This window comes from Pseudomonas sp. Marseille-Q5299, assembly GCF_943737035.1.
GTDB classification, from domain to species: Bacteria; Pseudomonadota; Gammaproteobacteria; order Pseudomonadales; family Pseudomonadaceae; genus Aquipseudomonas; species Aquipseudomonas putida_E.
Map to the genome: position 1 here is coordinate 86,965 of NZ_CALSFR010000014.1, position 15,102 is coordinate 102,066.

Consider the following 15,102-nt stretch of genomic DNA (forward strand, 5'->3'; position numbering starts at 1 on the left):
ACAGATCAGAGATAGTCGTGAAACGGCATGATGAGGCGCTAAAAAAACATTATAAGTAAGCGACCCACTTCACATGCAGAAACTGCCGCCCAACGTCTATTACCTATGGTGATGCAATGAAAAACTTAGACGAGGCAGCAAAGCCTTCGCGCGCCTCCAGCAGTGATTGCTCTGAATTCGCTCCAGGCACACAGGCCCTGAAAGGAAAAATGAGCGGATGGGAGCTTCTTTTCTCAGTACTTGCATTTGCAGCCCCCGTCACCTCAGTAAGCAGCTTAATACCCTTCGTGATTCAAGGCGGGGGGATTGGAGCGCCACTGTTGATCTTGGCAGCCACCGTTTTGATGCTAGCCTTCAGCATCGGCTTCGTTGCCATGTCAAAACACGTAACGAAACCCGGGGCATTTTATGCCTATGTCGTTGAAGCGTGCGGCGTTAGGATTGGACAAGGAACAGCATTCGTTGCTGTCTTCGCTTATTTCACGCTTGGTTTTTGTACTATCGCATTAGTCGGCCCTGTTATTTCTAACTTCCTATCTGATGTTTTCAAGCTCACTAATGTACCTTGGTACGTAGGGAGCTTTATTGCTTTTGGCATAACCGGCACGCTAGCCTACCTGCGCATCGACCTCTCCGCTAAAGTACTGACCCTCGTCATGTTTACGGAGATAGGCGTCGTGCTCCTATTTAATTTTATAGTACCTATATCGACTGACAGCCAGCACCTATCCTTCGCACCGCTTTCGCCCACGCATTTTCTTGACGGCAACTTCACCGTAGCGTTCCTGTACAGCATCATAATATTCATCGGTTTCGAATCCACGGCTGTCTATCGAGACGAAGTAAAGAACCCCGAAAGATCGATACCTATCATTACTTACTGCGCCGTGCTCTTCATTGGAATTTTCTACGCCTTCAGCGCCTGGATGACAATCACAGCTTACGGTATCGACGATGTCATGGCTGCTGCTGACAAGGACGCTGCCAGCCTATTCATGAACGCCATGGCTAACTATTTGGGCAAAACCAGCGTAGTCATCACGCGAGGCATCCTGATTATTTCCGCCATCGCTTGCCTGCTTTCAGCGCACAATGCTCTCGCACGGTACATACATTCGCTCAGTCGCAACGGTGCGATTCCACCGACATTCTCTAAAATCCATCCAAAACATAAATCACCGTACATTGCCAGCTTTACGTGCACCCTTGGGTGGGCCGTGGCCACTTTAGCCTTCATCAATTCAGATCCTCATGTACTCTATGCCAGAGTTGGCGGCGTGGGCACCTATGCAATGCTTATCTTAATGTCACTGACCGCCATTGCAGTATTGTATTTCTTTCTTCGACGAAAACAGTTTGGTTTCAAGATCACGGCTTGCCCTCTTGTCGCCGTGGCTGGGATTTTGAGCTTCACAGTGCTTACCACAATAAATTTCCACTACCTCACGGGTGGCGAACCCGGCTCTGGAGTATGGCTACAGATGATTATCGTCGTCATGTTTGCCTATGGTTACCTTTCAGCATCGCTGAAGCCACAGCCAGCCCTGATGATGACATCTGACTAACAGACAAATTCATCTTACTCGTTAATTGAGAACGAACGCCTCGACTGCCCATGACAAGCGCTTGAGGCGTTACTATTCAGCGTGCCTACTCCACCCAATTACGCAACCCCATCTCGCCCATACCCCCTTGGGAATAGACCGGGCGATTGATCTTGTGTCTAATCCTCCGAAAGCAACCCAATAAAAAAGGCCACCCTACTGGGCAGCCTTATAGGTACATGAGTCTACATTCAGCATTTTACGCCGATATCGAAGCCTCGGCTGGTATAAGAGTCAATCTTCCTATAGAGAGTCGACCGACCAATCCGAAGGATCTCAGCTGCCCGTAGGCGGTTGCCCCCAGCCTCGACCAAGGCTTCACGGATCTGATCCAGCTCAGCTTTCTGCAGGCGACTCAGTCGACTTCTCGCCAAGGCGCGGCGGTGCAGTTCAGTCAAATCTTCAACTTTGACCTCTCCTCCAGTAGCCTTAAGAGCCGCAGACTCCACTACTTCTTTCAGCTGACGGACATTTCCTGGCCATTCTGCCCCAACCAAGAGCTCCATCAGTCTTGCGCCGGCACGACGTTTTTGCGGCAGCTGGTTCAGGAAATGCTCCACGAGAAGGGGAATATCCTCACGGCGAGTCCTCAACGGCGGCATTTGGATTTCAATGCCCTGCATGCTTGATATTAGCGGCAGCAATTCATCTGTCACCTTCTTAGCCGTCATCACAATGCGAGGCTGAGCCTTGGAAGAGATCAGATCAGCCAATTGATCACGGAAAATCGCTGGCAAGTTCTCCACATCATGCAGTATCAGTGCTGAGCCCTGACTCAGCTCATCGTCGACCTTCTGGAGATCCAACGGGTTATCCAGACTTACCGCACTGCACTCGTAGGTCGAGATATCACTGGACAATTGGCCTGCCACTGCCTCCGCCAGCAATCGCTTGCCGGTTCCGGCCTCTCCAACGATGTAGGCAGGGATTTCGCGGCTAGCAGCGGTTGCAGCGCCTTCAACAGAACGCTTGAAAGTGGAGCTCTTACCAACGATATGCTCGAAGTGTTCCTTGCTAGCGGACGCCCTTGGCACTACTACGCGCGTACGAGATTCAACTTTGCGCAGCCGAATGACCGAGCCCGCTTCACTGTCGCCGGCGGATACAGGACGCACTTGAAGATGAAGCGTTCTGTCCGGGCCACAACAGATTTCGCGCTCCATAGGACGGTCTGTGGCCTGAACTTCCTGCGCGTACCCTGCCAGAACGGCATAGTCGCTCTGATCAAGCAACTGCATGGCGCCTCGACTGGCAATCGTTGTACGACCATCCATCGCCACAACAGCTTCAGATCCCCGTTTGCGTACTTCGCGAAGGTACTCAGCAAGGAGGGACTGTTCTTTGGCTGCCAGTCGAGCAGCTAGCGCACTGGTAATTTCAGAAGCAGCGCCTTGTAGAATCAGCATGATCGAGCGAGGATCCATGCCGACGACTAGGCGCTCTGGGAAAGCAAGGCTCAGCACACCTCTGATTGAACGTCGCAACGGGTCTCGGATTGGCACCGAGGTGCAATACATGTCCTGCAGTGCATCGTTAAAATGCTCAGCCCCCCAGACCTGTACAGCACCACCTTCCTCGATCGCAGTGCCTTCAGAATTGGTGCCGACCTGGTCTTCCGACATACAGCCCCCCAAGATGGGGAAGCATTTTTCTGCACGCCGAACCATCTGGGGATCGCCACGGAAATCTGCGATTGTTCCTATTGAGTCGGAAAGTGTAACGATGCCCTGAGAGTCTATGCACAGACGCTCAAGCTCAGTAAGGATGGGGCTAGCGGAACGTAAAATTTGCTCGTCGATCTGAGGCTTGGCAATGAGCTCCATCGCTTTTTGTGCCGGACTCACCTGGCAGAGAACACTGCGTTGCCATGAGCGGGCAATCACGGGTCTCAATGCGGACAGATCGGTATTGCGAGGGTCATCGAGAAAGTGTTCTCGGAGTGAGATGATGGCAGATTTGCTTAGTGAACCTGCAGCAATTTCATGCTGTCTAGTTGTATTCGTTTGGTTCATGTCGATCCTCCTCCCGGACAGGGTAGTAAGGCATAGCGGGCACATCGCACGCATGATCTGGCGCTGACAGCGAGCAAAGCTACGCAGCAGAGCGACAGTGACGGAATATCCGGTCTGCGACTTTACGTCAATCAGCAGAGCGTGCAGTCCGTCCGACGCGCCTCCACGCTAGGAGGCTCATCAAGGTTTGGAGCGTTAACCTTTAGCCGACGCGAGCCCTGAAAGGCTCGCGCAATAAGCTGTTTGCAAATTACTGAGCGGTGTAACCACCATCGATGTAGAGCTCGGTGCCGGTGACATAGCTGGACTCGTCACAGGCCAGGAACAGTACGCCGTAGCTGACTTCTTCAGAACGAGCAGCACGTTTCATAGGCGTAGCGGCCACAAACGCTTTGACCGACTCTTCGCCTTCTTCTTCGGCCATAGGCGTGAGTACTTGGCCAGGGCAGACGGCGTTCACACGGATGTTGTCCACGACATACTCCATGGCTGCGGCCTTCGTCATCATGCGCACCGCCCCCTTGGAAGCCTGGTAGGAGAACGCGCCCGGGCCCGCGACGGCAGCATTGATAGAGCTGATGTTCACAATCGAGCCTCCGCCTGCACGGCGCATCGCGGGGACGGTGTGTTTAATGCCAAGGAAGACACCTTGCTGATTGATGGAAATCAGCTTGTTCCAGGCACTCAAATCCTCTTGGTCAGCGGGCTTCATGGTGCCGACAATGCCTGCGTTGTTGACCAGAATATCGACTCGTCCCCAGCGACGCTCAGCTTCCGCAACTGCAGTGACCCAATCGGCTTCAGAGGTGACATCCATATGTACGTAGTGGACATCATGGCCGGCATCACGCAGTTGTTGAGCTACCGCCGTACCAGCGGCATCAAGAACGTCAGTCATGAGGACTTTTGCACCTTCCGCTGCGAACAGACGGGTATGGGCTTCACCCTGACCACGTGCTGCACCAGTGATGATGGTGACTTTACCCAATACTCGATTCATTGCTTAACCTCTTCATTTTTATTGGCTGGTGCCGTTTGAACCTACGGGGCCACATTAGCGTTGTGCAGCTCGCTTTACTGTGCCATTTAGGCACAGCACTGACCTGGTGCGAAATCCCACCGACACGCACCAAAACAATACCGCTCAGCCCAGCCCAAAACGGCAAAAATATCACTTTATTCATCAATTTCAGAAGGTTACGAATCGCCTTCGATGTCAGACCCTAAAGTGATCCATGAGCCGCATCTGCTCCACAGTGAGTGCGTTCAACTGTCCTGTCATTTGAGCCGATTGAGTAGCTTGGTTGGTCAGCGATTCGGTCACCGTCCTGATATTGGCTACGTTGCGGTTCACCTCCTCCGCCACGGCGCCCTGCTCCTCCGCAGCGCTTGCGATCTGCAAATTCATGCTCGTGATGACCGAAACCGCCTGCCCAATACGATCCAACGCCTTGAGTGCATCCTGAATGCTACGCGCATTGTCCTGCGCCTTACCCTGACTGTTGTGCATCAACGTAACGACGCTACGCGTGTGGGTTTGGATCTGCTCTACAACGTGGCGGATCTCCTCGACGGAATCTTGAGTCCTGCGCGCCAGAGCCCTGACTTCGTCTGCAACAACAGCAAATCCTCGGCCACTTTCTCCTGCTCTGGCAGCTTCGATGGCAGCATTCAATGCCAGAAGATTGGTTTGCTCTGCGATACCCCGTATAACATCGAGAACCGATCCGATCTGCTCGCTGCTGACGGCAAGCTCCTCAACCTGGATTACGGCTCGACTGACTTCCTCGCACAGATTGGCGATCTCTTCAGTACTCTGCTGAATGATCGTCATACCGTCCTGTGCAGCCTCTTCAGCACCTTGGGCAGCCGTAGCGGCACTTGAAGCGTTGCTTGCGACATCCTGAGCTGTCGCACTCATTTCATTCGAAGCAGTGGCAACCTGGTCGATCTCTCGAAACTGGATTTGCATTCCCTCACTGGTGTCGCGAGCAATTGTCGATGATCGATCAGCCGTCTCCCGTGTCTCGATAATGCTCTGCTTGATATGAGCAACAGTAGGTTGAAGCCTGTCCAAGAATCGGTTGAACCATCCCGCTAGCTCACCTAGTTCATCATGCTTCGAATAGCCCAACCTACGTGTCAGATCACCATCCCCGGTGGCGATATCCTTGAGCATCTCCGCCACTGCATTGATCGGGCGAATCACGCCTGATGCAGTCAGCCATATCAACACCAAGCCAACGAGCGCAGCGCCAAATCCAACAATGAGCGTGTCCCTAACACCTTTTGATTGGGCCTCGTCTAACTGACGCTGCATCGCCAAGGAGTCTTCCAGAAGCGCTTGGCGGGGCACACCCAAAATGACATACCAAGGCTCTGTAGCGTCGGTCAGGCGGACTGGGAAGATGGCTTGCACCTCGTTCCCGATCTCCTCAACACTTGGCGAACTCCGCGTGGCGCTGCCGTGCGCTTTATCTGCTCGCTCTAACCCAATGGAGGAAGGGTTCGCACTATTGGCTGCCACGACCCCGTCATTGGAAGTGATGACGATATAGCTCCGGCCATTGAAAAGCTCAGATGCACTTTTTTGAACGCCAGCCTGCAACGCGACCAAGGACAGATCCACCCCCACCACCGCAACGACAGCACCATTGACCACGACCGGCATAGATATGGATGTCAACAACGCCGTTTCTCCGTTCACGGTGTCTTTGAACGGAGGCTGAAGGCATACGGATCGGGTTGTCTTGGGGCACAGATACCAATTGTTGTACGGAACACCACTGGCATTTAGGTCTCCCCGCCCAAAGTCGGCCTCAGAAATCACTGAGTTGACCGAAGCTCCTCCGTACCGACTCCACTGAGAGGTGAAGCGCCCCTTGTCGTTTCCGCCGTGCTTCAGATCATTCCGGAAGGACGCATCTTGCCCATCCAGGCCATTGGGCTCAAAAACAATCCAGAGCCCCTGTAAACCTATGGATGCATTACGCTCATACAGCTTTTTCAAGGTTTGGTTGAGAAGCTCACGTTGTGCAGCTGCGTCACCACCGTGCTGTTCCCATCCCTCTCGTTGGGCCGTCACCTGATCCGCGATAGAAGTGAGCAACATCAAGCTCTGCCCAAAGTATCCATCCAGAGACACAGCCTGCTCGCTGGCCTCAGACAGGAGCAAGCTCTTTGCACTCGCGATCATCATCTGCTCGCTTGACTGCGCAATCAGTAAGTTATTTCTCCCTGACATGTGGATATTCATGGATACCACAGCACCGACGATACCCAATAGGCAGAGACCGGCAAGGGCAACAATTTTTACGCGAATGGAAACAGTTTTAATGGACATATCAGACCTAGTGACAACAAGCGAAATTAACGATTCAATCACAGCCGCGCCATAATCAAATAGGCCAGAGCCTTGCAAGAACGTCTTTCAGTGCAAAAACGGAAGACTTCAACTTCGAAATTTCAAGAGCCGTACTTGCTGCCTCCAAACCTCTTAAAAAGAACGCCTCAGCATCAAGGGGACGATGATTACTGCCAGAGCGATTCGTCGACTCAAAGATCAACGGAACCATTAATACTTCGGTATCTACACTTACTCTCGCTAGACCCTCAAAAATACTTTTCACAAGGTGCTCCTGGTGCCAAGCCACCTGTTCATTAACCAGAGCACAAGTAACAATGGCTTCATAGCTACCTGTTTTTGCAAGCATCATTGCGACATGAGGAATCGTAAATACATCCGAGATTACAAAGGAATCGACATGGTCTCTCGGAATCATTTCACAAAAGCCCTCATAGGACTCTTGTGTCAACTCCTTATTAGCTCCGGCCCTTAAAAAGGCATATCCGCGATTTCTCACCAGTCCAGCTCCTATTTATTCTTATGTGGGAATTCAAGTAGCCGGAAGCCCCAAGTGATTCGCTTTACGGCAATCCTGTTCACCACTCGCATTCCATAACCAAATGTCTACGACAGGGGGCAGTCTTGCTCACGCGTACAGCGCCGAACTGTCCCAGCTTGGGTCACTTTTCCGCGCGGTAGACACTCGGGGGAGCTACTGAGGGCGTCGCACCTACTAACGGAGCGTTCCCGCTCTCCTTCACATCGCTCAAACCCACTGATCACCGGCCTTTCTATGGGTTGGCTCAACTTGGGACAGTTCTCATGCACGCTAGTGAGAGAACCTGAGATCAGAGACAAGCCGCTCTCAAGCGCAGCTATCTCAGATTGACGAATGCTTCGGCGGGACATTGCTCCCTTCACCGAGCCGGTTAACTGCCATAGGGCAGCAAGAAAACTCAAAGAAGAATGTGATTTCAGGCGGATTGATCGCGCTACGGCTGCGGAGCAAATCAAACCAGCCAAGTCTGCGGAGGTGAAAAATGTCTGTTGTAGAAAAAATTACCCAAGTGAGTGACGTGGTCGACAAGAATCTGTTCTTGCAAGCAATGTCGATCCTCCCCGGTGCCGTTTCCTTGGTCACCACGGGCCAAGGTGAGAAGCGAATGGGGCTCACCGTTTCGGCACTCTGCAGCCTGTCTGCAGAACCGCCTTCGCTCATCGTCTGCGTAAACAAGAACGCAAGCGCACATGACGAGCTGATCGCTCAAGGAGCCTTTGGTGTCAACGTGCTCAAGCCAAACCAGACTGAGTTTGCCGCGCTGTTCACCCAACGCGGTGTAGACCGCTTCGCGAGTTCCGACTGGGTGGAGCGCGTCACCGGCGCTCCATTGCTGAGCAGCGCCCTTATCGCCTTTGATTGCAAACTGGAACGCGCCATTGACGGTTTCTCCCACACGATCCTGATCGGCACGATCGCCGACATCGTGATGACTCCGGAAGATCCGTCAGAGTGCCTCGTTTGGCATCAACGTCGTTACCGCACCTGCGCTGAAATCGCCTGATTGCTTTAAGCCCTTAACGCCCCTCCTCCAATGCCAATCAAAACGAGCACTGGAGGAGGACAGGGCTAAACGCTGACGGGACTTCATGAAAGGAGCCTCCACCAGCAACTGAATGTACAAGCCCTCGGCAACCCTTAACCGAGGAGATAAACAAGAATTGATGAGGTAGACAAAAATGGCCGCCAATCGTTACGCATTCATCAAAGCTGGCTGGCACAGCGATATCGTTGATCGCGCATTGGAAGGTTTTTGCGAGGTGATCTCCGCCGAGCACGTAGATGTCGTGGATGTTCCAGGAGCTTTTGAACTTCCGCTCATGGCGCAGGAGCTCGCTCTGACTGGTCGATACGCAGCAATTGCGGCTGCAGCATTGGTTGTCGACGGAGGCATCTACCGCCATGACTTCGTAGCACGAGCTGTAGTGGACGGCTTGATGAGAGTCGGGTTGGATACTCAGGTACCAGTGCTCTCCGTATCTCTGACTCCTCACCACTTCCAAGAGACGGATCACCACCGTGAGATCTTCAGCAATCACTTCGTTGAGAAAGGACGCGAGGCGGCTCGCGCTGCTGTGAAAATCACTTCAACACGAGCTAAAGCGCTCGGTAAACCACAGCGCAAATTGCAATCTGCCAGCTGAATGCCTTCTAGGCCGCATGAAAACACTCGTGCGGCCTAGAATTAATAATTTAATTTGTAAAACTACTAAATCTCGATAATACGTTGAGACAACCTCAAGCTGTATGCAATCGCCTGATTCAAATTTTCCTCGCTGCCATCCCAAGACCACCACGAATTGATGCAGTCAATAAGCTTTCGCAAAGCTCTAGCCTCTAACATTGTGCATGAGGCTCCTAAATCTTGAGCGATTGAGAAATACATGTAGTCGCAAAAGTCTTCCCAATCCTCGACCTCCCTTCGCAAGTCCTCAGGCAAAGTTTTCGCGATACGATCTGTTGCAACGAGAGCATCCCAAATATCATTTTCAGGGCATTGCAATTGCTGACTAACGTGAAAGCTAATTAGAGTCGACCAGTAGCTATCAGGAGTGCAACACTCTGCGAGAGCAGTTTTGAGCGCGTGCGCAAAACTGTTGTAATGCCAACGCATCGCGGCAGCGACAATTTCCTCACGCCCATCAGGGAAGTGAAAATACATAGTCGGGGGTTTCACGCCGGCCGCAGCGGCTAGGCTACGCATCGAAACATTGGCGATCCCCTCTCGAGTCGCTACAATCAAAAACGACTCTAAAATCACCTGCTTGCCACGAGTCAAACCACTCCAATCAAAAGTATCTAAATACTGTTCAAGGCGCACCAACATTGCCGTAGCATTTTCGGATCCAGGCATACTCTCGCGCCCCCATCTAGAGCTCAAAATACGATTTATCTAGCATATCACCCAGACGCAGTTCAACACTAAATTTTCTTGCAAAAAAAATGGGTGGGCAATACCCACCCAACGCCGAGCGCTGAGATCAGCTATGACTTCTACCTAGCTTCTCAAAAACATGCGGCTTAGCCACCCGATAGTAGCAGGCTAACCCCATGCCCACTATTTGCACGACAGCAAGACTGTATAGCATCCAGGTTCTCTGCCCTGGTTCCCCGCCCACAAGTAATTCGAAATTCTTGGCAACCAGCACTACAAGGACAATGAAGAATACGGAAGAAACAGCTGGAGCTAATAACGATTTAGTCCAACTCGCCCCATCAAACCTTCCCTTGGTAAAGTACCAAGCCAAGGCGGAGAAGTTGACAAAAGTCAGCAGAAATATGACGCCTGATGTACCTACACCTGAAAGCTGACCATAAAGTAGTTCAGGCTGAACGCCCAGCAAAATAAAAGGCATAAGCACAGCAAGAACCAAAATCGAGACGGTAATGGATGCTTTGTAAGGAGATGCGTGTCTCGGATGTACCTGCCTAAGAAGCTCTGGCAGCGCTCCATCAGTTCCCAGATTGTAGAGATAGCGGGAAAGCACGTTGTGAATCGAAAGAATACATGCAAATGCAGAAACCAGAATAAGACCTGATACCAAAATCCGATAACGACCGCCTACGAATTTCTCGAAAGCAGATGAAAACATAGTTGCTGGATTAGCAGAGGCAACATCTTGAGCACTCGAACCATAGGACATGATTAACGCATAAGCGCAGACAGTATAAATCAGACCTATAAATACAATGGCTCCGTAAGTGGCCATTGGAATGGTTCGATCTGGCAGCCTAACCTCATCCCGAAACAACGCCGTGGCTTCAAAGCCCATGAAGAACGACACAACGAAAAGCATTGCAAATGGTAAATTTACATTCGGCTTCGATAGTTCGCCAGGGGTGAACGGAACACCAGCACCCAAAGAGGATCCTCCTCCACCGTCAAAAACACCAAACACAAAAACCAGACAAACTAATATTTCAGCAACCATTACCCAAGTCAGGACTTTTGCTGAAAGTTCGACATTTAAATAACCAAGAACACCTACCGCCAGCCAGCAGCCCAATGAGTACCAGTACCAAGGTAAAGCGTGCCCAGAGATTTCCTTATGGAAATCAGCACATGAAACTCCAAAATAGGCCGCTACGCCAGTCAAAATAACGAAGTAGGACACTGCCGCCATCAAGCCCGACCCTAAGCCAGCCTCCTTCCCGAGCCCATAGCTGATAAAAGAGTAAAAATCACCCGGACGTTTGACAGCAGCATTTAGAGTCACATAGCCAACCCCAAAAATCAGGATCATTACGGTGACAAGTATAAAGGCCAGCGGACTAGAAACTCCACCGAAGGACAAAGCCACTGGAATATAACCAGAGACCGTAGTAAGAGGTGCTGAGAATGCGAGCACGGTAAGTGCCAGACTGAATGCCCCCATTTGACCAGTTAGCTTTGCATGCCCCGAGGACGAAGCGTGCCCCAAGACCTTGGCCTCCGCAGTAATCGCCATGCTGATTCTCCTATTGAGAATTTTGGTTAACATAATTTGGCAGAGATTATTACTAGGGATTATTATTTATTAGCGCAGATTTGAGTAGATTTCATTCAGCAAGATTAGAAATGCCTGCTGTAAATACTCTGCGATGAGAGCCCTTCCCTGACGCAACGTGCTTGACAGATTATTCATATCGCCATCTATCATCCAATCAAACACCACGAATCGCTACCCAGAACGACCTCTACGAGCAAGAAATGAACCAACATCGCAGTAAAATTTTTGCTACTTCTTGAAAATCAAGGGAAGTGTTAGATAGTTTCGAATTCGATCATCATGCAGCGTGACCGGGTCTTCAGCTAATTCAATACTGGTGAAACTTTCGGCAATGACATTCAGAGACGCTTCAATCTCTGCTCTACTGATAACCTGGCCTGCGCACGCATGGACGCCGATACCGAACGACACATGCTGGCTGGCCTCTTGAGGACGCTTGTGATCGAATTGGTTAGGCCGTTTGAACACCGCCTCATCACGATTGACTGCGGCAGTCATAAATCGGATGCAAGAGCCAGCAGGAATCTTTACTCCCCGAATTTCCACTTCTTCGGTAGGGTAACGCGTGAATGACTGCTCTGGCGGGTTTAATCTAATGAACTCGTTAATCATCGCCTGCCGAGATTCTGGTTCATTCCGATAGAGGGCGAACAAATGCGGCTCTCTTGCAAAGTGCTCCAGAATCGATGCTAGGACATATGCCGGATTTGGCGCACCCGAGAAATAGAATAACACTAGGGTTTGAATTACCTCTTCCGGAGTCATATCTCCTGAGGCTTCGAGAGCCAACATCGCATCCAACAAACCATCCCCTGGACTCTTTCTCTTCTCTTCAATCATGCTTTTGCATTTAGAGAACAACCAATCAAACCCTTCACGCGCTCGATCTTTATCCGCTTGGGTGGCAGCCGGAGTCTGCATCCCTACAATCTTCAAGGAGTTGAGAGTTGCGATCTCGATATCATCTTCAGCAATCCCCAAAACTCGGCACATCGTGATATGGGTCGGCACAACACAAATATGGTGGTGTGCTTCGATGTATCCATCAGCCTCAATAAAATTTAGGGCCTCTCGAGTCACATCAGTAGTATGTTTAATCCATTCCCTCACCAGCTTGGGTGTAAACCACTTATTTGTATGCCTACGCAGGGCGGTATGTTTAGGCGGATCGTAAAAAAGCACAGTATCCAAGAACACATGCCAATGATGAGGTTTAACCCAATCAGGCTCTACCATGCTCATGGCAGGATGTTTCACATACTCGATGTAATCTTCGTATCGCGAGACAATATAAGTGTGCTCATTTTCTTTGTAAATTGGATATTCGCGCTGCAATCGTGCGTACCAAGGGTAAGGGTTCCGGCGAAAATCAGGGTTTGCCCAAGGCAGCACTTCATGAGTAATGTTCATGTTTCTTCCCAACCACTATCAGTTAAAGACTTTGTCGACCCAGCCTTGCGCTACGGATGTGACCGATTTTCCAGTCGCCGCGTCATGTCGCCCCGTCTCACCTACTTGACTGGCTCCTAGGTCGATTAGCTTTGCAGCCACGATATCGATCGCATTATTAAACTTGGAGTAGGTGCTATCACCCAAACCAAAAGCATAGAACGCAACATCGCTCAAATCAGGCTGAGCCTCTACTAGATCTGCATAAAAAGGTGCTGTAGTTTCAGGAAGTTCTCCTTCACCGTAGGTGGAGGTCACAACTACCAATTGTCCCACTGCGAGCAGATCATCCGCAGAAATGTCCTCCATGGATTTAACAACTGCTATCGCACCACGCGAATTCAGAGACGACGCAATATCATCCGCTGCCATTTCGGCATTTCCACTTTCAGTACCGAAAGCAATTAAAATATTCGACATATCTTTACCTCTCAGGATCCAACCGAATCAGTCAACCAACTTTTCTGACACAGCGATGACTTTAATGTCATCACCGCTCTGGGCAATTTTTAGCATTGCTCTAATCTCGGTGACTTTCTCGCGACACCGTGTTGGCTTGGCATAGGCCCGCTCATGCCGATCTATACGAAGCCATCCTTGATGATTTACCACACCGATAGGTAATTCATGAACAATAGAAATCAACCCAAGTTTTCTAGCTTGCACAATGCCAGCCTCATAATCAGAAACAATCTGATCTGATACTGCTTTAGCATCTTTGCGATTTTCTGCCACGGTACCTTTAGGGCCTCGTCTAAGCCAACCCACACGATAAACTCCGTCGTATGCTTGGTCTTCAAATGGGACAGTAGACTTACGTGCACACCCATTATTAAATCCAATGGCTGTCACCACTGTGTCAAACATCATTTCGGCTCGAAGTCCGGTCAGTCGATCGACAAGCGAGACTTTTGCTAAACCACGTTCCTCATTGACTTCCACAGGAATCGCATTGAACATGAAGTTTATAGACAAACGAGAGGCGCCTCGGCCTACTTCCTTCTCAGAAGCCAACTTAAGTAGTTGTGCGATCGGGCCATGATCATCCTCACTAATTCCCTGAGCACGAATGGCAACCCCAGGCAAGCTGAGCAATTCGGCCATCATTGATTCATCACATTTAGCGTCGGAAGCACTCGACCTGCTGATGAGTGTTAAGCAGTTAACTTCTTCCGTACCCAGAGCATTCCTAATTTCATCGGCGATATCTGACCCCACGAGATCGACATCCGATTTTGCGACCATCCGAAGAACATCAATTGCAACATTCCCACTTCCAATAACTGCGACATTTCTTCCAAGCTTCCGAATGGTGCCGTCGACTACCTTAGGTAGGCTGGCTCTTGGATGCCCGTTTAGAGCCTTAAGCAAGCTTCCCGCACCTACAACTGCCGCTTGGGGATGCACTGGAATATCCAAGGCTGCATCATTATTCAGGCCGGTTGCCAAGACGACGATATCGAATGACTCGGTCAGCTTCGCATAGGAAATGTCCCGCCCGATGCTCACATTTCCCCTGAACTCGACACCACCCTTCTCGAACATGCGCTCGAACTGCTGAATGACCGCTTTAGATCCCTGATGATCGGCAGCCACCCCATAGCGAATGAGTCCGTAAGGAACTGGTAAGGCCTCAAAAATAGTGATCTGTGCTCCTGCCCATTTTTTTTGAAGAAATTGGGCCACGTAGCAACCTGAGGGCCCACTTCCTACGATGGCTACGGTTGGGAAACACGCTGTCATCTAACTTCTCCCCTTGAACCTCGAGCCTCGATAGGGCCCCCGATGTCGTTGAACCTGACCTGCCGAAACCGCACGAACATTCGTTCGGTTTTCTTGGGTAAAGCAAGGTATATGCCAAGCTGCATTCACTGCATAGGAGGTTACATTTTCATAGGGAAGATGACGCTTACTGCCCTCATTCCGAGCGTAGGGCTTTATCCATGTGAGCTTTTGGTGCATCACAGGCAATCAGAATGGACGGATTTATTGCGCCTCGCTCAGAGCGAGGAAAGGGCAGGCACCACTCGTCGTTCTGCTCCAGCAGCATCGCGCCTACCAGCCGTGTGATGGCCGGATCGTTGGGGAAAATCCCCACGACATCGGTGCGGCGTTTGATTTCAGCGTTGAGCCGTTCAAGCGG

At 50.8% G+C, this 15,102-nt stretch carries 12 protein-coding genes and 2 pseudogenes; 3 read left to right on the forward strand and 11 right to left on the reverse strand.

Features of this window, described 5'->3' with window-relative positions:
• The first annotated feature begins 116 nt into the window (after window positions 1–116).
• Entirely contained in the window at window positions 117–1,565 is a 1,449-nt protein-coding gene (locus NGJ21_RS25770) for an APC family permease (protein WP_119688844.1), read from the forward strand.
• Window positions 1,566–1,795: 230 nt separating this feature from the next.
• Here the strand turns inward: NGJ21_RS25770 and NGJ21_RS25775 are convergent, their stop codons facing one another.
• From NGJ21_RS25775 to NGJ21_RS25790, 5 genes and pseudogenes are all read right to left on the reverse strand, one after another.
• Window positions 1,796–3,616 (reverse strand): sigma-54-dependent Fis family transcriptional regulator, encoded by a 1,821-nt coding sequence (locus NGJ21_RS25775; protein WP_182445284.1) that lies wholly within the window; start codon window positions 3,614–3,616, stop codon window positions 1,796–1,798.
• A gap of 250 nt (window positions 3,617–3,866) precedes the next feature.
• On the reverse strand, window positions 3,867–4,616 hold the full coding sequence (locus tag NGJ21_RS25780; RefSeq protein ID WP_119688842.1) for a glucose 1-dehydrogenase: 750 nt from the start codon (window positions 4,614–4,616) through the stop codon (window positions 3,867–3,869).
• 216 nt (window positions 4,617–4,832) lie between these two features.
• A complete protein-coding gene (locus NGJ21_RS26195; protein ID WP_502943689.1) occupies window positions 4,833–5,588 on the reverse strand; it encodes a methyl-accepting chemotaxis protein in 756 nt (251 codons plus the stop codon).
• A 102-nt stretch (window positions 5,589–5,690) separates the two neighbouring features.
• Window positions 5,691–6,959 (reverse strand): annotated as a pseudogene (locus tag NGJ21_RS26200) (HAMP domain-containing protein); the annotation flags it as partial.
• A 55-nt stretch (window positions 6,960–7,014) separates the two neighbouring features.
• Complete coding sequence (locus tag NGJ21_RS25790; protein WP_182445282.1) at window positions 7,015–7,479, reverse strand: 6,7-dimethyl-8-ribityllumazine synthase; 465 nt, start codon at window positions 7,477–7,479, stop codon at window positions 7,015–7,017.
• A 523-nt stretch (window positions 7,480–8,002) separates the two neighbouring features.
• Here NGJ21_RS25790 and NGJ21_RS25795 point away from each other — a divergent pair.
• On the forward strand, window positions 8,003–8,524 hold the full coding sequence (locus NGJ21_RS25795; RefSeq protein ID WP_119688839.1) for a flavin reductase family protein: 522 nt from the start codon (window positions 8,003–8,005) through the stop codon (window positions 8,522–8,524).
• Between the two features lie 175 nt (window positions 8,525–8,699).
• Entirely contained in the window at window positions 8,700–9,164 is a 465-nt protein-coding gene (locus NGJ21_RS25800) for a 6,7-dimethyl-8-ribityllumazine synthase (protein WP_119688838.1), read from the forward strand.
• A 65-nt stretch (window positions 9,165–9,229) separates the two neighbouring features.
• On the opposite strand, the gene NGJ21_RS25805 is transcribed toward NGJ21_RS25800, so the two are convergent.
• The 6 genes and pseudogenes from NGJ21_RS25805 to NGJ21_RS26205 all read right to left on the reverse strand — a co-directional run.
• Window positions 9,230–9,874 (reverse strand): TetR/AcrR family transcriptional regulator, encoded by a 645-nt coding sequence (locus tag NGJ21_RS25805; RefSeq protein WP_119688837.1) that lies wholly within the window; start codon window positions 9,872–9,874, stop codon window positions 9,230–9,232.
• Between the two features lie 127 nt (window positions 9,875–10,001).
• Entirely contained in the window at window positions 10,002–11,468 is a 1,467-nt protein-coding gene (locus NGJ21_RS25810; protein WP_182445280.1) for an APC family permease, read from the reverse strand.
• Window positions 11,469–11,738: 270 nt separating this feature from the next.
• Window positions 11,739–12,920, reverse strand: coding sequence for a cytochrome P450 (locus tag NGJ21_RS25815; protein WP_251962884.1), 1,182 nt, complete (start codon window positions 12,918–12,920; stop codon window positions 11,739–11,741).
• 18 nt (window positions 12,921–12,938) lie between these two features.
• A complete protein-coding gene (locus tag NGJ21_RS25820) occupies window positions 12,939–13,379 on the reverse strand; it encodes a flavodoxin family protein (protein ID WP_251962885.1) in 441 nt (146 codons plus the stop codon).
• 27 nt (window positions 13,380–13,406) lie between these two features.
• Entirely contained in the window at window positions 13,407–14,702 is a 1,296-nt protein-coding gene (locus NGJ21_RS25825) for an FAD-dependent oxidoreductase (protein WP_286010447.1), read from the reverse strand.
• A 274-nt stretch (window positions 14,703–14,976) separates the two neighbouring features.
• Window positions 14,977–15,102: pseudogene (locus tag NGJ21_RS26205) on the reverse strand (transposase); the annotation flags it as partial.

Bases quoted from the DNA above. Each gene is read 5' to 3' on its own strand.
- NGJ21_RS26195 (WP_502943689.1), bottom strand. From the start codon at position 5,588: ATGCAAATCCAGTTTCGAGAGATCGACCAGGTTGCCACTGCTTCGAAT.
- NGJ21_RS25815 (WP_251962884.1), bottom strand. From the start codon at position 12,920: ATGAACATTACTCATGAAGTGCTGCCTTGGGCAAACCCTGATTTTCGC.
- NGJ21_RS25820 (WP_251962885.1), bottom strand. From the start codon at position 13,379: ATGTCGAATATTTTAATTGCTTTCGGTACTGAAAGTGGAAATGCCGAA.
- NGJ21_RS25800 (WP_119688838.1), top strand. From the start codon at position 8,700: ATGGCCGCCAATCGTTACGCATTCATCAAAGCTGGCTGGCACAGCGAT.
- NGJ21_RS25805 (WP_119688837.1), bottom strand. From the start codon at position 9,874: ATGCCTGGATCCGAAAATGCTACGGCAATGTTGGTGCGCCTTGAACAG.
- NGJ21_RS25795 (WP_119688839.1), top strand. From the start codon at position 8,003: ATGTCTGTTGTAGAAAAAATTACCCAAGTGAGTGACGTGGTCGACAAG.
- NGJ21_RS25770 (WP_119688844.1), top strand. From the start codon at position 117: ATGAAAAACTTAGACGAGGCAGCAAAGCCTTCGCGCGCCTCCAGCAGT.
- NGJ21_RS25775 (WP_182445284.1), bottom strand. From the start codon at position 3,616: ATGAACCAAACGAATACAACTAGACAGCATGAAATTGCTGCAGGTTCA.
- NGJ21_RS25810 (WP_182445280.1), bottom strand. From the start codon at position 11,468: ATGGCGATTACTGCGGAGGCCAAGGTCTTGGGGCACGCTTCGTCCTCG.
- NGJ21_RS25825 (WP_286010447.1), bottom strand. From the start codon at position 14,702: ATGACAGCGTGTTTCCCAACCGTAGCCATCGTAGGAAGTGGGCCCTCA.
- NGJ21_RS25780 (WP_119688842.1), bottom strand. From the start codon at position 4,616: ATGAATCGAGTATTGGGTAAAGTCACCATCATCACTGGTGCAGCACGT.